Genomic DNA, 18,033 nt, shown 5'->3' with positions numbered 1-18,033 from the left:
TCGTGGGCCCATACCGCCACTACCACCAGAAAAGCACCACTTGTGGTCCGGCGCGAAGGGGCGGGTCAGCCCCGTGTGAAGCGGTAGGTCTTGCTGTCGGTGAGTACGCAGAAGCCCGGCGACACGACGATCACGCGCAGGGTGCCGGTACGGCGGTCGTAGTCGACGCCCTCCGCCTCGAAGGCGCCGGAGCAGGCGCTGCGCAGGGGCAGCTGCCGCAGGGCGGTGACGTGGCCGGTGACGTCCGCGGTGCCGTTCGGCGGGGCGGACAGGTCGATGCGCAGCAGCGGCTTGGTGATGCCGAAGAGGGTCCCCGCGGGATCGTCGGAGGAGCACAGCAGTGTGGTCGCGTCGAGGAAGTCGCAGCCCTGGACGTCGCGCACGGCGTGGTCCAGGTGGACGGTGGCCGCCTGCGGGAGGTTCGCCGAGGGCGAGTGCCCGGGTTGACGCCGGGTGTCGGGAAGACCAGCAGCCGGTTCATCGTGCCCCACTCGCCCGCCAGCATCCACTGGCCGTCCGGGGAGATCGCGGACCACGAGTTGTTCAGCGCCTCGCCGGGGCTCAGCGTGTGCACGTACTCCGACCAGCGCCCGTCCGGCGCCTGCACGCGGAACATCTTGGCGTTCCCGTCGTCCCGCTGGTACGGCTCGACGTAGTGGCCGTCGTAGGAGGCGTCGGGGTCGCCGACGTGGTTCCAGCCCCGGACACTCAGACCCAGGGGGATGGTGCCGATGCCGGTGTAGCGGTTGGGGCCGCCGGCCGGGACCTCGACGGAGGCCAGACCCTGGCTCTCGGTCAGCGGATCGGCTCGGTCGGAGCCCACCTCGGTCCAGGTGTCGGCGGCCGGGGCCGCCGCGGCGGCCGGCCCGGTGAGGGCGAGAGCGAGGGCGAGGACGGCGAGTCCGGTCAGGACCGTGTGACAACGTTGCCGGGCATGCGGGGGCATGGGCGGGCTCCTGGGTGAGGGTGGGGGTACGCACTCGGCGCACAGTCTGACCCACCCACCTAGTCATGTGCAGACCAAGTTCGGCCGTGTTCCGTACGGCGGTCGCCGCCGTACCGGGTGATGCTGGGAGGGAGAGAGGGCCAAGGCCCTGGAGCGGCCCTGTGCCCGGTGGAGCGAGGGAGTCGGCATCACAAGGGCGTGCGCGTGGAACGGCGAAGGCGGGGCGTGGGATGAGTGCAGCCGGAACTGCCGGATCGGCCGGATCGGCCACGGGCGCCGCGTCGCCGCGCGGACCGGAGCGGCCCAGTGGGCTGCTCGATGTACTGAACGTGGCCTCGGTCGTGCTGGACACCGAGGGCCGGATCGTGCTGTGGAGCCCGCAGGCCGAGGAGCTGTTCGGGTACTCGGCGCCGGAGGTGCTGGGGCGGTACGCCGCCCGCGTCATGGTCCACGAACGCCATTTCGACCTGGTCGTGAAGCTGTTCGCCGACGTGATGAAGACCGGCCGGAGCTGGGCCGGGGCCTTCCCCGTGCGCCGCAAGGACGGCGGCACCCGGCTGGTGGAGTTCCGCAACATGCGTCTCCTGGACGACCGGGGTGACGTCTACGCGCTGGGACTCGCGGCCGACCGCTCGACCGTGCGCCGGCTGGAGCACGACGTGGCGCTGTCCACGCGGGTGATCCGGCAGTCGCCGATCGGGCTGGCCGTCCTGGACACCGACCTGCGGTACGTCTCGGTCAACCCGTCCCTGGAGCGGCTCGACGGCATCCCCGCCGAGGAACACCTCGGCCGGACGGTCCGCGAGGTACTGCCGCGGGTGGACGCCGACGCCCTGGAGGCGGCGGCACGCCGGGTGCTGGAGACCGGGCGGCCGCTCGTCGACCGGCCCGCGACCGGACGCACCCCCGCCGACCCGGACGAGGACCACACCTGGTCGCTCTCGCTGTACCGGCTGGAGGACGCCGTCGGCGCCGTGCTGGGCGTGGCCGTCTCGGTCGTGGACGTCACCGAGCGGCACCGGGCGGCCGCGGAGGCCGAGGCCGCCCGTCGCCGGCTGGCCGCCGTGGCCGACGCCTCCGCGCGGATCGGCACCACGCTGGAGCTGGACCGTACCGCGCGCGAGCTGACCGACGTGGCCGTGCCGGGCCTCGCCGACATCGCGGCCGTGGATCTGCTGGACGCCGTGGTGAAGGGACGGCGCAGCGTCCTGGGACCGGCCGAGCCGGCGATGCTCCGGACCCTGGCGGTCCAGGCGGAGAACGCGCCGCAGGCGCTGCGGGCGGCCGACCCGCCCGGCGAGGTCGCCCGGTACGGGCCGGACCGCCTGGTCACCGAGTGCGTACGCACCGGCCGGCCGGTGATGGTCGCGCGGGTGACGGCGCAGGACCTGCCGCGCATCGCCCGTTCACCGGAGGCGGCCGAGCTGCTGCGCCGGGCGGGCGTGCACTCCTATCTGGCCGTGCCCCTGATCGCGCGGGGCGAGGTGCTCGGCGCCCTGGACCTCAAACGGGTCGGCAACCCGCTGCCGTTCGGGGAGGACGACCTGCTGCTCGCCCGCGAGCTGGCCGTCCGCGCGGCGGTACAGATCGACAACGCCCGCTGGTACCAGAACGCCCGCGACGCCGCCCTCACCCTTCAGCGCAGCCTGCTGCCGAGTCATCCGCCGGTGACGGGCGGGCTGGAGGTGGCCTCCCGCTACCAGCCCGCCGAGGCGACCAGCGAGGTCGGCGGCGACTGGTTCGACGTCATCGAGCTGGAGGGCCGCAAGACCGCGCTCGTGGTGGGCGACGTGATGGGCAGCGGCGTCGCGGCGGCGGCCTCGATGGGGAGGCTGCGCACCGCGACGAACACCCTGGCCGCCCTCGACCTCGATCCGGCGTTCCTGCTGGGGCACCTCGACCGGACCACGGCCGGCCTGGACCAGGCCATCGCCACCTGTCTCTACGCCGTCCACGATCCGCACCTCGGGCAGTGCCGGATCGCCAACGCCGGGCACCTGCCGCCGGTCCGGCTGCGGACCGGCCGTCCGCCGGAGTTGCTGGACCTGCCGACCGGGGTGCCGCTCGGCGTGGGCGGCGTCGCCTTCGCCACCACCACCGTCGACCTGGGGCCGGGCGACCGGCTGGTGTTCTACACCGACGGTCTCGTCGAGACGCGCCGGCATCCGCTGGACGAGCGGCTGGACACGCTCCTCGCCCTGCTGGAGGGTCCGGACCGCCCTCTGGAGGAGGTCTGCGACCTGCTCCTGCGCACCCTGCACGAACCGGAGAACTCCGACGACGTGGCCCTGCTGATCGCCCGGGCCACGACGCCGTCGGACAGGCCGGGCGCGGTCAGTCCCTGACGCCGATCACCACGTGGGCGTACAGCTCGTCACAGACCGCGAGGCGGGTCGTCAGGCCGGCGCGGGTGAAGGCTTCGACGGCGGCCGGTGCCTGGCGTTCACTCGTCTCGACCAGCAGGCAGCCGCCGGGCGCGAGCCAGCGGGGCGCCTCGGCGGCGACCCTGCGCAGCACGTCGAGGCCGTCGGTGCCGCCGTCGAGGGCGACCAGCGGCTCGTGGTCACGGGCCTCGGCGGGCAGCAGGCCGACCTCACCGGTGGGGACGTACGGCACGTTGGCCGCGAGTATGTCCACCCGGCCGCGCACCGCGTCGGGCAGCGCGTCGAACAGGTCACCCGCGTACACCCGGCCGCCGGCGGCCGCCAGGTTGCCGCGGGCGCAGCGCACCGCGGCCCGGTCGACGTCGGCGGCGTGCACCTCGGGCCGGCCGAGGGCGGCGGCCAGGGCGGCCCCGACGGCGCCGGAGCCGCAGCACAGGTCCACGACGACGGCCGCGTCCGGCGCGTGGGCGAGGGCCTCGGCCACCAGGAACTCGGTACGGCGCCGGGGGACGAAGACACCGGGGGTGACGGCGATGCGCAGACCGCGGAACTCGGCCCAGCCCAGGACGAGTTCGAGGGGCAGCCCGGTGACGCGGCGGTCCACCAGGGCGGTGAGCTCCCCCGCACTGCGGGCGGCTCCCAGGATCAACTCCGCCTCGTCCTCCGCGAAGACGCAGCCCGCGGCGCGGAGCGCGGCCACGACGGAGACGGGAGACGGGAGGGAGCCGGAGAAGGGGGGTGGGAAGGCAGGCGCGGAGAACAGTGGAGGCATGGAGGCCGAGAGCCTTTCGAGAACCGAAGGGCGCTCTCACGGTCACCCGTTGGCGGGGACCGCACTGCCGTGAGGTGAGAGCACCCGGGCCGACACAGCGGTAATGGGTCTCACCTCCCAGGCGTCCGGCGACCGGGGCTGTCCGCGGTCGCCGGTCACCCTACCCCAACGATCAGACGCCGACGGCCCCCTCCGTCTCCTCCTCCGCGCCCTCCTCGGCCGCGGACACGGCCTTGTGCCCGTCCGGCTTCGCGTGCTTCGGGAGGGTGGCCGGTGCCGGTGCGGCGCCGCCCCGTTCGCGCAGGGCGGCGACCGCCGTCACCAGGAGGCCGAGCAGCAGCCAGGCGGCCAGGGTCCAGACGCTGCGGCCCAGCCCGTCGCCCTCGAAGTAGAGCAGGCCGCGGGCGCCCTCGACGAACCCCGCGCCGTTCCAGAAGGCGTGCAGGGTGCCGAAGAAGTCGTTCTGCAGTTCGGGCCGGAACAAACCGCCGGAACTGGTGAAGTTGAGCATCACGAACAGCACCATCATGGCGAGCGTGGTCCACCGCTTGAGGAAGGTGTGCAGGCCGACCCCGATGAACAGGATGCCCGCGGCGTAGAGCCAGGCCATGCCCCACAGGCCGGCGAGGTCGTGGTGCGCGAGATGGAACACCGGCCCGGCGAGCAGGGCGCCGACACCGCTGACGACGACGGAGACGCCGAGTGTCAGCAGGACCCGGACGCGCATCGGCAGAGCGGCACCGGCGGCGCCGAGGGCGGCCACGGAGGCGTAGGAGCCGATGCTGACGGCGATCAGCAGGAAGAACAGCCCCTGGCCGGTGGGGTCGTCGTCGACCGGGGTGGCCACGTCGGTCACCTTCAGCGGGACGCCCCGCTGCTCGGCGAGCGGGGTGAAGACCTTCTCCGCGGCCATGGCGCCCATGTCGGAGGCGGCGGTGGCCACCACGACCTCGGGCGCCTTGTCGCCGGGCAGGTAGGCGCCGGTGATGTCGCGGGACTCGAGCAGGTCGACGGCGTCGGCGCGGGTGGCGACGGTCCGTACGTCGAGGTCGTCGCCGGCCTGGTCCTCGACGGACTGGGCGAGCACCTTCGCCTCGGGCCCGGAGCCGACGACGGCGACGGGCAGGTAGTTCGGCTCGGGGGTGACGAAGGCCCCCATGTACGCGAGTCCCATCCCGACGCACATCAGCAGCGGGGTGATCAGGTGCGTGAGCACGTGGCGCAGGGCGTGCGACCTCATCGCTCACATCCTCCAATGACTGGTTCGGCGGACGGAAGTGGTTGGCTTATACAACTCTTCATTTCAAGTTGTACTATACAACTAGCAAAGCGGAGGAGGACCTGTGACGGCAGCCGAGACGCCCGATGAGACGACTGTCACCCCCGGCGACCGCCCGGCGGACGCGGCCGTGGAGACCATCCAGCGGGAGATGACGGCCTTCGCCCGCCGTGCCCGCGCCTCGGCGGGCCGCATGCACCCCGAGTTGTCCCTGGTGTCGTACACACTGCTCGGTCATCTGGAGGAGCGGGACGGCTGCCGGGCCACCGACCTGGCCGCCCACTACGCCCTGGACAAGTCCACCGTCAGCCGCCAGGTGTCCGCCCTGGAGCGCACCGACCTCGTCGAGCGGCGCGTCGACCCCGACGACCACCGCGTCCAGGTCCTGCACCTGACGGAGGCCGGGCGGCGCATCCTGGCCCAGGTCACCGACAGCCGCCGGACGGCCTTCCGGGAGCGGCTCGCGAACTGGCCCGAGGAGGACCTGACCCGCTTCGCCGCGTATCTGGAGCGGTACAACGCGTGGCAGGGGGCCGCACCGGCCGAGAACGAGAAGTGAGGACCGGAGCCGAGGACCACCGCGGGGCCACGTACGGTTGAACGCGTACGCACTGAACCACGCCGGCCGCGAGCGTCCCTTCACGGCGGCCCGAAAGGCTCCACCGCATGAACACCACCCGAGGCTTCACCGGACGCCCGCGCGGCGCCCGGCCGGGGCTGCCGCCGGGCCAGTACGACGCCGGCGACGACTGGCCCGTGCTGTCCGCCGAGGTCACGCCCGACCTGTCGCCCGCCGACTGGTCCTTCCGTGTGGGCGGACTGGCGGCCGAGCCCCGTACCTGGGACTGGGCCGCCGCGCACCGGCTGCCCGCGTCGGCGTACGCGGGCGACATCCACTGCGTGACCGGCTGGTCGAAGTTCGGGGTGCGGTTCGGCGGAGTCTCGCTGGACGCCTTCCTGGACGCGGTGCGCCCGCTGCCGTCCGCCACACACGCCGTCGCCCACTCGCACACCGGCTACACGGCGAACCTGCCGCTCGCGGACCTGACCGGCGGGCGCGCCTGGATCGTGTGGGAGTACGACGGCCGGCCGCTCGCCCCCGAGCACGGCGGCCCGGCACGGCTGGTGGTACCGCACCTCTACTTCTGGAAGAGCGTGAAGTGGATCGCCGGACTGGAACTCCTCGACCACGACGAACCGGGTTTCTGGGAGCAGAACGGCTACCACGCGCGCGGCAATCCCTGGCAGGAGCAGCGGTACTCCGGTGACTGAGACAGCGACGCACACGGCCGGGTCCTTCACTCCCCCGGCGCGGTTCGCCGTACCCGGCCGCATCGAGGTGAACGGCGAGGTGGCCGGGACGTGGCAGACGGCCACGCTCACGGAGATCCGCCGCGAGACGCCCCGCGCGTCCACCTTCCGGTTCGCGGTGCCCGGGTGGGCCGGCCATCTGCCCGGCCAGCACCTGATGCTCCGGCTGACCGCCGAGGACGGCTACGTGGCCCAGCGCCACTACTCGCTGGCGTCCGCGCCGGACGACTCCGGGCACATCGAGCTGACCCTCGACCACGTCTCGGACGGTGAGGTTTCCGGCTGGTTCCACACGGTGGCCCGGCCCGGTGACCGGATCGAGGTGCGCGGCCCGCTGAGCGGCTTCTTCGCCTGGCCCGGCGACCGGCCCGCCCTGCTGCTGGGCGCGGGCTCCGGTGTCGTGCCGCTGATGTCGATGGTGCGGCACCACCGGGCGCGGGGGCTGACGGTGCCGTTGCGGCTGCTGGTGTCCGCGCGCAGCCCGAGGGACCTGATCTACGCCCGCGAGTTCGGCGCCGAGACGACGCCCGTGTTCACCCGGAGCGCGCCGGCCGGGACGCCGGTGGGCCGGATGACGGCCGCTCATCTGGCACCGCTGCTGGCCGAGCCACCCGCCGGCGGCTGGGAGGCCTACGTGTGCGGCTCCAACTCCTTCGCGGAGCACGCGTCCCGGCTGCTGGTGGCGGCAGGCCAACCGGTGCACCGGGTACGCATCGAGCGCTTCGGCTGACTGCCGCCGGCTTCGGTTGCCTTTGGTCGGCTTCGGTTGCCCTGGCTTGACTTCGGTCGGCTTCGGCCGAACCGCCCGAACCATCCCCTCGGCCGCCCGCGCCCGGAGGGAGCCCGCGCCCGGCACGGAGCGCCCCCATCGGCGCGGGGCCGCGTCGGCCTGCCGCCGGGCCGCGTGGGCGCGACCAGCCACCACCCACCCCCAGCCACTGACGCCCCTCGCCCGGACGGGGTTTCCCCGGTGTCCCCCGGGGCACCTGTCCGCGGCGCGGAACGGTCGTCCGGCACTCGTTCCGGGGTGGGCGACATGGTGGGCGGGGTCCGCCGCACGGGATACCGGACCGGTGCGGGCACTCGCACGCGTGGCGCGACACGGAGACACGGCGGCCCCGCTCTCGTACGGCCGTCCGGCCTCCGGTCGCGGTGATCGCGAGGAGGTCGAGATGCGAACCCGGGTGCGCGGTTGGCGCCTGCGGCGCAATCCGCTGCGGCGCCGGTCCGACGTCGTCGAGGCGTGGGCGGTGCTGGCTGTCGTCGTGCTGCTGTCCGCGGGGGCACCGCTGCTGGGGGCCGTCGCCGCCCGGTGGGGCCACGGGGAGGCGCGGGCGGTCGCGGCGCAGCAGCGGGCGGAGCGGCATCGCGTCAGCGCCGCGGTGACCGGCGAAACCCCCCACACCCTGCCGTCGGTGGAGGCGGGCGGGCGGCACTCGTACCGTACGACCGTCCGCTGGAGCACGCCGGGCGGCACCGAGCGGAGCACCTCGGCCCGCGTGCCCGCCGGTACCCGGCACGGTGACACGGTCGACGTGTGGCTGGACTCCCGAGGCCGGAGCGTGCCACCGCCCGCGGACGGTGCGGCGGTCCGGCAGCACAGCGTCGCCGTCGGCGCGTGCACCACGATCGGGGCGGCACTCACGGTGCTCCTCGCACACCGCGCCGTACGGACGGTGCTGCTGCGGCGCCGGATGGCCGGGTGGGACCGCGACTGGGCCCTCACCGAGCCGCAGTGGACGCATCGCCGGGCGTGACGACGCCTCCGGTCACCCGACCACCGGACCGGCCATCGGCGAACCGTCCCACTCCACGCGCCCGCCCACAAGGACCGACCAATCCCTTGACCTGCGGTTCGACGGATCGAACGTCGACCAGTGACGGCCGTTCCCCAGCCGGTCCCAGCGGGGATCTGGCGAGACCTCCGATCATTCACGTACGGTGTGATCATCCGCACGCTCCGGCACTGTCTCCCCCGCAAAGGCGGTTCTCGATGGCCCTGTTCGACCTTCCGCTCGACGAACTCCGCGCGTACCGCAGCGCGTCGGCCGAGCCCGAGGACTTCGACGCGTTCTGGAGCAAGACGCTCGAGGAAGCCCGGGAACACGATCTGGACGCACGCTTCGAACCGGTCGAGACGGGACTGTCCACCGTGCGGGTGTACGACGTGACGTTCGCCGGGTTCGGCGGTCACCCGGTGAAGGGCTGGCTGCTCCTGCCTGCCACGGCCGAGGAACCGCTGCCACTGGTCGTGGAGTTCGTCGGATACGGCGGCGGGCGCGGACTGCCGCACGAGCACCTGCTGTGGGCGTCCACGGGCCGGGCGCACTTCGTGATGGACACCCGGGGCCAGGGCAGCGCCTGGGGCGGCGGGGGCGGAACCGCGGATCCCGTCGGCGGCACACCCTCGTACCCGGGCTTCATGACCCGCGGCCTGGACGCCCCGGAGAACTACTACTACCGCCGCGTCTTCACGGACGCCGTGCGCGCGGTCGAGGCGGCCCGCTCGCACCCGCTGGCCGATCCGTCCCGCACGGTAGCCCTCGGCGGCAGCCAGGGCGGCGGCATCACCATCGCCGTCGGCGGCCTGGTGCCGGACCTGACGGCCGTCGCGCCGGACGTGCCCTTCCTCAGCGACTTCCCGCGCGCGGTCAAGCTCACCGACCGGCACCCCTACCGGGAGATCGGCCTGTACCTCAAAACGCACCGCGGCCGCACCGAGGACGCGCTGCGCACGCTCTCCTACTTCGACGGCGTGCACTTCGCGGCGCGCGGCCGGGCGCCCGCCCTGTTCTCGGCGGCCCTGGAGGACCAGACCTGCCCGCCGTCGACCGTCTTCGCGGCGTTCAACGCCTGGGCCCACGACGACAAGTCGATAGAGGTGTACGACTTCAACGACCACGAGGGCGGAGGCCCCTTCCAGGAGGCCGCCAAGCTGCGCTGGCTGCGCTCGTACGTCTGAGCCGGGCGGGCCGTCGGTCCCACGGCGCCCCCATGACCCCGCCTCGGCCCCGCCCCGGGCGCGTCGCCCTGTACGGCGCCTTGTGACGCGGTGACGGGCGGTCGACGCGCGGGTGAGGTTTCGGCCGAACCGACGGTCCGCCCTTCCCAGTTGGTTTAGACCAATGGTAGTTCTGGTGGCGCACCGAGCCCGCGCGGCTACCGCACGTCACCAACAGGAGGGCGCGGCATGGCCCGCACCACCCCGCACGACCACCCCCTCACCGCCCTCACGACCCTCTCCGAAGGGCAGCCCCTGTACTGGCGGGTTGCCGCGCGGTTGCTCGGCGAGCTGCGCGACGGGGCCGTCCCTCCGGGCGAACGGCTGCCGGGGGAACGCCGGCTGGCCGAGCGGTTCGGGGTGAGCCGGGAGACCGTACGGCAGGCCCTGGAGGTGCTGCGCCGGGACGGCCTGCTCGCCACCGACCGGCGGGGCAGTCACACCACCCTGCCCAGTTCACCGGCCCAGAGCCCGGCCTCCCTCACCTTCCCGGTGGGTGCCCGGGCGGCGGAGCCCCGCACCGGCGACCGGGCCACCGTCGCCTGGGAGCCGCCGTCGCCGGAACACGCCGCGGCACTGGGCCTGGCGCCGGGCCGGCCGACCCTGGTGCACCGCTACACCTCCGCGACCGCCGACGGAATCGGCCGGCGGACGGCCGTGACCTCGTTCTCCGCCGTGGCGCTCGCCGAGGTCGAGGAGCTGGCCCGCTACCGCGAGCGTGCCGACGGCACCGCCTCGGCGCAGTTGCGGCGGGCCTACGACTGGATGCGCCGGGCGGGCCTGGCCCTGCACCACCGCGACACCATCACCCGGCTCGCGGACACGCCGTCGGTGCGGGTCGTCCGGCGGGTGCACGACCAGTACGAGCGACCCCTGGAGATCACGGACCTCCTTGTGGACGCCGGACAGGACGCGCTGGTCTACGAGTTCACACTGCCGGCGGCCGGTTGATCCCGCCCGCGCGCCGCCTCACGGCAGCCGCCGTGCCACGACCAGCCGGGCACGCGGGCTGCCGTCGGGCCGGTGCCCGAACTCGGGCAGGGTGTGCAGGTCCGCCCGGAATCCGGCGCGCGCCAGCTCCCGGCCCACGTCCCCGAGCCGGAACGTCCGGTAGTACATGACGAACGGCGGCCGCCACAGCGCGTTGCGCACCCGCATCGCGGTGTCGAAGCCGAGCAGCGTCCAGTACTCCCGGGAGCCGGGTCGGGGCGGGGCGGCGACGGGGAAGGCGAAGCAGCCACCCGGCCGCAGCACGGAACGCACCTGGGTGAACAGGCCCGGCACTTCACGGGGCAGGAAGTGCCCGAACGCCCCGAAGCTGACCACGAGGTCGAACGCGGGACCGAAGGGCAGGGCGCGGGCGTCCGCGCGCACCCAGGAGACCGCCGGGCCCTCGGGCACGGTGCGCCCCCGGGCGACCTCCAGCATGCCCGCGCTGAAGTCGACCCCCGTCACGCTCTCCCGGCACACCCGGGCCAGTACGTCCACGCCGGCGCCGGTGCCGCAGCACAGGTCGAGTCCGGCGCCGAACGGCCCCGACGGCGCCAGCGCCGAGGCCACGGCGTCGAGCACCCGGTCCGGCGTCCGGTACGGGGTGTGGTCGAACTTCGGGGCGAGCAGGTCGTAGCCGCGCTCGACCGACGACAGGGCCTGGACGGCGAGTTCGCGCACAGTGGGGCCTTCGGGGCTGAACATCCGGTCAGCCTAGAGCCTGTGCGGCAGGGCCCGACACGGTCGGACTCCCGCAGGTACTCCTCCTCCGTACGGAATAGGCAGCGCGTCGGGCCTGTTGACGGGGGTTGGGACGGCTTCCGGACAGGTTTCGGCCGTTCCGCCCTCACCGCCCCGCACCGGACCCGGTGGTAGAGTGCGGTCAGCACTTGTGTACGCCCTCCTGGGGCGCCGGTGCCAGTTCTCCTTCGGTTCGCCGACCCGCCCGTCCTGACGAGACCGGCGTGTCCGCTTCTCAGCACAACCTCGTGAGCAGGGTCTTTTCCCCGTCATGTCCGAGGTGCTGTTACCGCCGTCCAGAGGCGTGTCGTCCGACCCCTCGCGCGGCTTCTCCCCTTCCTCGCTCATCTTCCGTGCCCGCGTCCTCGAAAGGACCGACTCCATGACCACCACGCTCGAACACCCCCCTGTGCAGCAGTCCCCGGCCGAGATCGCGAGCGGTGTCCTCGACATCGCCGCGGGCGGGCAGGGGCAGCTGCGGGGCCCCGGCCTCCAGCCCGAGCCCTCCGACCTCTCCCTCTCCCCCGCGCTGATCCGCCGCCACGGCCTGCGCAAGGGCGACCTGGTCGAGGGCGTACGCGGCGACCGGGGCGTCCTGACCGACGTCGTCCGCGTCAACGGCCGCACGCCCGACCGGCAGGGCGGCCGGCGGCACTTCCACGACCTGACCCCACTGCACCCGCACGAGCGGCTGCGTCTCGAACATCCGGGGGCCGGCCTGACCGGGCGGGTCACCGATCTGATCGCCCCGGTCGGCAAGGGCCAGCGCGGTCTGATCGTGGCCCCGCCGAAGACCGGCAAGACCGTCCTCCTCCAGCAGCTGGCCGCCGCGGTCGCCGGAAACCACCCCGACTCCCGCCTGATGGTGGTGCTGCTCGACGAGCGGCCCGAGGAGGTCACCGACACGCGCCGGTCCGTGCGGGGCGAGGTGTACGCCTCGACCTTCGACCAGAGCGCCAAGCAGCACATCGCGCTCGCCGAACTCGTGATCGAGCGGGCCAAACGGCTGGTCGAGGCCGGTGAGGACGTCGTCATCCTCCTCGACTCCCTCACCCGGCTGTGCAGGGCGCACAACAACGCCGCCTCCTCCGGCGGGCGCACCCTCAGCGGCGGTGTCGACGCCGGGGCCCTGCTCGGCCCCAAGCGGTTCTTCGGCGCGGCCCGGAAGGCGGAGGAGGGAGGCTCCCTCACCATCCTCGCCACCGCCCTGGTGGAGACCGGCTCGCGTGCCGACGACTTCTACTTCGAGGAGCTCAAGGGCACCGGCAACATGGAGCTGCGGCTGAGCCGTGAGCTCGCGTCCCGCCGGGTCTTCCCGGCCGTGGACATGACCGGCTCCGGCACCCGTCGCGAGGAACTCCTGCTGTCCGCCGGCGAGTCGGCGGCCGTACGCGGGCTGCGGCGGGCCCTGGGGACGCGGGACGGGCAGTCGGGCCTGGAGACGCTGCTGGAGCGGATGCGCCAGACGCCCGACAACGCCACGTTTCTGCGGCGCGTCCAGCCGACGCTGCCCACCGGCTGACGCCCCCGACGACCGATGCCGTCGGCCGGCCGACGGGCCCCGGCCGGCCGGTCCCCCTGTGGCATCCGGGTGCTTGCGTCCGCGACTCGGCCCGGGCAGCGTGGCGGTCCGGGGGTCCGTTCCTACGTTTGCGGTATGACTATCGGATTCGCATCCCGGGCGGCTCGATCCACCTGCGTGCTCTGTGTCGCGGGACTGCTGACGCTCATGCCCGCCGCCGCGGCCGCCCGGGCCGAGATGCCGGACCCCGGCCCGCCCGGGGGACCACGGTCGGCCGCGGCACCGCAGCCGTCGACGCTGTACCGCTCCGGCACACAGGTCCGGCCCCGGACCGGTGCGCCCGAGGTCCCCGAGGTCTCCGCACTGTCCTGGGTGGTGGCCGAGGCCGGCAGCGGTGACGTGCTGGCGGCACACGACGCGCATCGCAAGCTGCCGCCGGCCAGCACCCTCAAGACCCTGTTCGCCCTCACGGTGCTGCCGGCCCTGCCGGGCGGCATCCGACACGAGGTGAGCGCGGACGAGCTGAACGGCATCGGTCCGGGCAGCAGCCTGGTGGGTGTCGTCGAGGGCCGCACGTACCGGGTCTCCGATCTCTGGAACGGCGTCTTCCTCAACTCCGGCAACGACGCCGTCCACGTCCTGGCCTCGCTCACCGGCGGCTGGAGTGCCACGGCCGCCCGCATGCAGGCCGAGGCCCGTGCCCTCGGCGCCCGGGACACACACGTACGCTCGCCCGACGGCTACGACGCGCCGGGCCAGGTGTCGTCGGCGTACGACCTGGCGGTCTTCGGCCGGGCGGGGCTGCGCAACCCGGACTTCGCACGGTACTGCGCCAAGATCGACGCGATGTTCCCCGGCCGGGACGGGGCCTCGTACGGGATCATGAACACCAACCGGCTGCTCACCGGGGAGGACGGCGTGGAGCCGTACCCCGGGCTGATCGGCATCAAGAACGGCTACACCAGCAACGCCGGCAACACGCTGATCGCCGCCGCGCGCCGGGACGGACGGACCCTGGTGGTGACCGTGATGAACCCGCAGCGGGGCGGCGGCCACGCCGTGTACGAGGAGGCCCGCTCGCTGCTCGACTGGGGATTCGAGGCGGCCGGGCACGTCGACCCGGTGGGTTCGCTGGCCACCGGGGGCGTCAGGCCTCGACAGGGGCCGGAGGCAGTACCGGCGGCGGTCACCACGGCGCGGCCGTCGCAGGACGGCCCCGGCTGGCCGGAGACCGGTGCGATCATGGGCGTCGCCGGACTCGGCGCGGGGGTCGTGGCACTGGCACTGCGGCTCAAGCTCGTGCGGGACGAGGGACATTGACGTCGCCGGCGTCCGGCCGGCGTGTTCGGCCAACCGCTCAGAAGACCGACAGCCCCGTGAGCGTCGTGAAGCGGTCCAGCGCCGCCACCCCGGCCACCGAGTTGCCCCGCTCGTCCAGGCCGGGGCTCCACACGCACAGCGTGCAGTGACCCGGCACCACCGCGATGATGCCGCCGCCGACCCCGCTCTTGCCCGGCAGACCCACCCGGTAGGCGAACTCACCGGCCGCGTCGTACGTCCCGCAGGTCAGCATCACCGCGTTCACCTGCTTGGCCTGGCTGCGGCTCAGCAGCCGGGTGCCGTCGGACCGGATGCCGTGCCGGGCCAGGAAGCCGGTCGCCAGGGCGAGGTCCGCGCACGAGGCGGCGACGGAGCACTGGCGGAAGTACTGCTCCAGCAGGACCGGTACGGGGTTGTCGATGTTGCCGTACGACGCCATGAAGTGGCCGAGGGCGGCGTTCCGGTCTCCGTGGGCGGTCTCGGAGGCGGCGACCTCCTCGTCGTAGGTCAGGTCCGGGTTGCCGCTCTCGGCGCGCAGGAAGGCGAGCAGTTCGCCCGCCGCGTCCGAGGTACGGGTGTGCAGGCGGTCGGTGACGACGAGGGCACCCGCGTTGATGAACGGGTTGCGCGGGATGCCGTTCTCGTACTCCAGCTGCACCAGGGAGTTGAACGGGTTGCCGGACGGTTCGCGGCCCACGTGCTCCCAGAGGGCGTCGCCCTCGCGGGCCAGGTCGAGGGCGAGGGTGAAGACCTTGGTGATGGACTGCGCGGAGAACGGCTCGCGCCAGTCCCCCACCCCGTACACCGTGCCGTCCGGCTCGGCGACGGCCATGCCGAAGCGGCGCGGGTCGCAGGCGGCGAGCGCCGGGATGTAGTCGGCGGGCCGGCCACTGCCGGGGGTCCGCTCGATCTCCTCGGCGATGCGCTCCAGGACCGGCTGGAAGGTCGTCCGCGTGCTCATGATCGCCATTCTCCCTCCCGGTCCCCGGAGGTGGGGGTAGCTGCACCCCGCTCCGGGGGCAGACGTCATTCTGTGCCCGGGGAACATGGCCACATACTGTGCACATGGTCAACCCAACGGTGCTCATCGAGACCCCGCCCACGCGCGAACAGGAAAAGGGACGCGACAAGGGAAGCGACTTTTCCGAACTCTCACGGCGCATAGCCGACGCGGGTCTGCTCCGGCGCCGCCCCTTCTACTACACGGTGCGTTTCGGCGCCGTCGCCCTCGCGCTCGCGGGTGGTGTCGCCGCCTTCCTCACACTGGGCGACAGCTGGTACCAGCTGTTCGTCGCGGTGGCCCTGGCCCTCGTCTTCGGCCAGCTCGGTCTCGCCTCGCACGACCTCGCCCACCGGCAGGTGTTCTCCCGCCGGCGTCCCAGTGAGATCGGCGGCCTCCTGGTGGCCAACCTGCTGCTGGGCATGAGCTACGGCTGGTGGATGAACAAGCACACGCGCCACCACGCGAACCCCAACCACGAGGAGAAGGACCCGGACGTCGCCCCCGACATCCTGGTCTGGTCCCAGCGCCAGGCGCACAAGGCGAAGGGCCTGCCCGGTTTCGTCGGGAAACACCAGGCCGCCCTGTTCTTCCCGCTGCTGACGCTGGAGGGGCTCAATCTCAGTTTCAACAGTTTCAAGGCGCTGCGCAGCCCGCACATGAAGCGTCCGGTCGTGGAGGGCACGCTGCTCGTCGCCCACTTCGTCCTGTACTTCGGCGGTCTGTTCACGCTTCTCTCCCCCGGCAAGGCGCTCGCCTTCATCGCCGTGCACCAGGGACTGTTCGGGGTCTACCTGGGCTCGGTCTTCGCGCCCAACCACAAGGGCATGCCGATGATCGAGGAAGGCACGCGGCTCGACTTCCTGCGCCGACAGGTCCTCACCTCCCGCAACGTGCGGGGCGGCGCGCTGGTCGACGTCTTCATGGGCGGCCTCAACTACCAGATCGAGCACCACCTCTTCCCCAGCATGCCGACGCCCGCACTCGGCAGGGCCCAGGTCATCACCGAGCGGTACTGCGCCGAACTGGGCGTGCCGTACTACCAGACCGGGCTGCTCGCCTCGTACGGCCAGGCGCTGCGGCACCTCAGGAGCGTCGGGGAGCCGCTGCGCGCCGCCCGCTGAGAGGCGGGTGCGGTGCCGACCGGGTCTCGGCGTGCTGCGGTCAGCCGTGCGGCACGCTCGCGCCGAGCAGCCCGAACAGCACGCCGACGACGACCCCGTCCTTCGGCTCGTACAGCCTGGCGCCGGGATGCCGAGGAAGAAGGAGAGCCGGGTGGCGGCCGGCCGGTGGAGGACGACGGCCCGACCGCTGCCGACGACGCTCACGGGTTCCCGCTCCGCTCTGGGCGGCGGACGCCCAGGCGGCGACAGTCGTGTGGCGCGGCCAGTCCCGCCGCACGCGCGGCGGTGCCTCGCGTCATGCCCAGAGCGCGTCGGCCAGTGTCACCCCCGCGAACGCCGCACCCAGGCCGGCCGCCACACTCGCCCCCACGTTCACGGCGGCCTGGAGGCGGGCGCCCGTCTCGGCCAGCCGGAGCGTCTCGTAGGAGAAGGTCGAGTACGTCGTGAGGGCGCCGCACAGTCCGGTCCCGAGCAGCAGCCGCAGCTCGGAGCCCGCGGCGCCGGCGAGCGCCGCGCCGGTCAGCAGCCCCAGGACCAGACAGCCGGCGACGTTCACCGTGAAGGTGCCCCACGGGAAGACCGTGTCGTGCCGGGACCGCACCGCGCGGTCGGTGAGGTGGCGGAGGGGGGCGCCGACCATGCCGCCCACGACGACCAGCAGCCAGTTCACGGCGGTCACCCCCTCTTCTCGTCCGGAGGGCCGCCACCGGTGCGTGGTGCCAGGACCCGGCGGGTCGTCCAGGTGGCGAGCCACACCGCCGTGAGGGCCGCGAGGGGAGTCGCGGCGAGGCAGGCCAGCCCCGTGCGGACCTGGTCGGCGGCGAACAGGTGGCGGCTGTCGACGGCGTAGGTGGAGAAGGTGGTGAAGCCGCCGAGCACGCCGGTGCCCAGGAAGGGCCTGACCAGGCGGGGCGCGGCCCACACCTCGGTGACGACCACCATGAGCACGCCGATCACCGCGCAGCCGGCGACGTTGACCCAGAAGGTCGTCCAGGGGAAGCCGCCGGTCTGCGTCGGCCACCACAGCAAGGCCGCGTAGCGGGCGGCGGCACCCGTGCCGCCGCCGAGGGAGACCGCCGCGACGACCGGTGCCTGGACGCGCCAGGCGGGCCGGACGGTGGCGCTGTCGGGGTTCGCGGCCGGCACGGTCGTACGTCTCCTGCTCGACGGGCAGGGGGATGCCCCCCGTGCGCGAGTAGGGACCGTTGGCGGCGGACGTGCCGCGGTTCGGGTACGGCGGGCCCCACCGCCGCGCCGCGCGCACCGGCACGGCCGTCGGCCAGCCTAACGCCGGTGCGGCCTCCCGGTCACTCCTCGGTGGTGCCTCGCGGGCGCCGGTCTACCAGCCCTTCTCGAACATCCGCGCCACCTCGGCGATCCGCACCTCGTCGCGCCGGTAGTACGTCCGCCGGCGGAACCTGCTGGTGCGGAGCAGCCCGGTCCTCGCCAGGAGGTCGAGGTGGGTCGCGGCCGCCCGGCGGGACACGCCGAGCTTCGCGGCCACGGGTCCCACGCGGACGCCGTGCGCGACGACGTCCGCGTGGTGCCGCGGCGGGAAGTGGGCGGCCGGGTCCTTGAGCCACTCCAGGATGTCGAGACGCGTGCCGTGCACGGGGGTCCTCAGCATCTCGTCCTCCCTCCGT

Annotated in this window: 17 protein-coding genes and 1 pseudogene; 10 read left to right on the top strand and 8 right to left on the bottom strand. The window is 73.5% G+C overall.

Annotation, left to right across the window (positions count from 1 at the left end):
- Positions 1–65: 65 nt before the first annotated feature.
- A pseudogene (locus ACH4NX_RS04225) lies at positions 66–946 on the bottom strand (hypothetical protein).
- Positions 947–1,176: 230 nt separating this feature from the next.
- Here ACH4NX_RS04225 and ACH4NX_RS04220 point away from each other — a divergent pair.
- Positions 1,177–3,291, top strand: a complete 2,115-nt coding sequence (locus ACH4NX_RS04220; protein WP_398127016.1) for a SpoIIE family protein phosphatase — start codon at positions 1,177–1,179, stop codon at positions 3,289–3,291.
- On the opposite strand, the gene ACH4NX_RS04215 is transcribed toward ACH4NX_RS04220, so the two are convergent.
- Positions 3,281–4,102 (bottom strand): putative protein N(5)-glutamine methyltransferase, encoded by an 822-nt coding sequence (locus ACH4NX_RS04215; protein ID WP_351397905.1) that lies wholly within the window; start codon positions 4,100–4,102, stop codon positions 3,281–3,283. The two genes, ACH4NX_RS04220 and ACH4NX_RS04215, sit on opposite strands and share 11 nt — an antisense overlap.
- A 172-nt stretch (positions 4,103–4,274) precedes the next feature.
- Entirely contained in the window at positions 4,275–5,342 is a 1,068-nt protein-coding gene (locus ACH4NX_RS04210; protein ID WP_398127017.1) for a hypothetical protein, read from the bottom strand.
- 103 nt (positions 5,343–5,445) lie between these two features.
- Here ACH4NX_RS04210 and ACH4NX_RS04205 point away from each other — a divergent pair, with 103 nt between their 5' ends.
- The 6 genes from ACH4NX_RS04205 to ACH4NX_RS04180 all read left to right on the top strand — a co-directional run bounded on the left by ACH4NX_RS04205 (position 5,446) and on the right by ACH4NX_RS04180 (position 10,644).
- Positions 5,446–5,940, top strand: a complete 495-nt coding sequence (locus tag ACH4NX_RS04205; RefSeq protein WP_351397901.1) for a MarR family winged helix-turn-helix transcriptional regulator — start codon at positions 5,446–5,448, stop codon at positions 5,938–5,940.
- 107 nt (positions 5,941–6,047) lie between these two features.
- Positions 6,048–6,653: a sulfite oxidase-like oxidoreductase gene (locus ACH4NX_RS04200; RefSeq protein WP_398127018.1), complete on the top strand. Its 606-nt coding sequence runs from the start codon at positions 6,048–6,050 to the stop codon at positions 6,651–6,653.
- The gene (locus ACH4NX_RS04195; protein ID WP_351397897.1) at positions 6,646–7,422 is read left to right on the top strand and encodes a ferredoxin reductase; all 777 of its coding nucleotides are present in this window, start codon (positions 6,646–6,648) and stop codon (positions 7,420–7,422) included. Before ACH4NX_RS04200 ends, ACH4NX_RS04195 begins: the two co-directional genes overlap by 8 nt.
- 442 nt (positions 7,423–7,864) lie before the next feature.
- A complete protein-coding gene (locus ACH4NX_RS04190; protein WP_351397896.1) occupies positions 7,865–8,449 on the top strand; it encodes a hypothetical protein in 585 nt (194 codons plus the stop codon).
- A gap of 236 nt (positions 8,450–8,685) precedes the next feature.
- Positions 8,686–9,654 carry an acetylxylan esterase gene (locus ACH4NX_RS04185; protein WP_398127019.1) on the top strand — a complete coding sequence of 323 codons (969 nt, stop codon included), beginning with the start codon at positions 8,686–8,688 and terminating at the stop codon, positions 9,652–9,654.
- A 228-nt stretch (positions 9,655–9,882) separates the two neighbouring features.
- Positions 9,883–10,644 carry a GntR family transcriptional regulator gene (locus ACH4NX_RS04180; RefSeq protein ID WP_351397892.1) on the top strand — a complete coding sequence of 254 codons (762 nt, stop codon included), beginning with the start codon at positions 9,883–9,885 and terminating at the stop codon, positions 10,642–10,644.
- 18 nt (positions 10,645–10,662) lie between these two features.
- On the opposite strand, the gene ACH4NX_RS04175 is transcribed toward ACH4NX_RS04180, so the two are convergent.
- On the bottom strand, positions 10,663–11,388 hold the full coding sequence (locus ACH4NX_RS04175; RefSeq protein WP_351397890.1) for a class I SAM-dependent methyltransferase: 726 nt from the start codon (positions 11,386–11,388) through the stop codon (positions 10,663–10,665).
- A 418-nt stretch (positions 11,389–11,806) separates the two neighbouring features.
- On the opposite strand from ACH4NX_RS04175, the gene rho reads away from it, so the two are divergent.
- Complete coding sequence (gene rho / locus ACH4NX_RS04170) at positions 11,807–12,946, top strand: transcription termination factor Rho (RefSeq protein ID WP_398127020.1); 1,140 nt, start codon at positions 11,807–11,809, stop codon at positions 12,944–12,946.
- 135 nt (positions 12,947–13,081) lie between these two features.
- Positions 13,082–14,266, top strand: a complete 1,185-nt coding sequence (locus ACH4NX_RS04165; RefSeq protein WP_351397886.1) for a serine hydrolase — start codon at positions 13,082–13,084, stop codon at positions 14,264–14,266.
- A gap of 37 nt (positions 14,267–14,303) precedes the next feature.
- Here ACH4NX_RS04165 and ACH4NX_RS04160 read toward each other — a convergent pair whose 3' ends face one another.
- Positions 14,304–15,236 carry a glutaminase gene (locus ACH4NX_RS04160; protein WP_351397884.1) on the bottom strand — a complete coding sequence of 311 codons (933 nt, stop codon included), beginning with the start codon at positions 15,234–15,236 and terminating at the stop codon, positions 14,304–14,306.
- A 95-nt stretch (positions 15,237–15,331) separates the two neighbouring features.
- Between ACH4NX_RS04160 and ACH4NX_RS04155 the strand changes: the two genes are divergently transcribed.
- Complete coding sequence (locus ACH4NX_RS04155; RefSeq protein ID WP_351397882.1) at positions 15,332–16,390, top strand: acyl-CoA desaturase; 1,059 nt, start codon at positions 15,332–15,334, stop codon at positions 16,388–16,390.
- Positions 16,391–16,685: 295 nt separating this feature from the next.
- On the opposite strand, the gene crcB is transcribed toward ACH4NX_RS04155, so the two are convergent.
- The 3 genes from crcB to ACH4NX_RS04140 all read right to left on the bottom strand — a co-directional run bounded on the left by crcB (position 16,686) and on the right by ACH4NX_RS04140 (position 18,017).
- On the bottom strand, positions 16,686–17,060 hold the full coding sequence (gene crcB, locus ACH4NX_RS04150; RefSeq protein ID WP_351397934.1) for a fluoride efflux transporter CrcB: 375 nt from the start codon (positions 17,058–17,060) through the stop codon (positions 16,686–16,688).
- A 5-nt stretch (positions 17,061–17,065) separates the two neighbouring features.
- Positions 17,066–17,536, bottom strand: a complete 471-nt coding sequence (locus ACH4NX_RS04145) for a fluoride efflux transporter FluC (protein WP_398127021.1) — start codon at positions 17,534–17,536, stop codon at positions 17,066–17,068.
- Positions 17,537–17,729: 193 nt separating this feature from the next.
- A complete protein-coding gene (locus tag ACH4NX_RS04140) occupies positions 17,730–18,017 on the bottom strand; it encodes an ArsR family transcriptional regulator (protein WP_351397878.1) in 288 nt (95 codons plus the stop codon).
- Positions 18,018–18,033 lie beyond the last annotated feature (16 nt).

Source organism: Streptomyces sp. NPDC017225, assembly GCF_044331465.1.
GTDB lineage: Bacteria > Actinomycetota > Actinomycetes > Streptomycetales > Streptomycetaceae > Streptomyces.
This window is presented reverse-complemented; position numbering and strand designations above follow the sequence as displayed.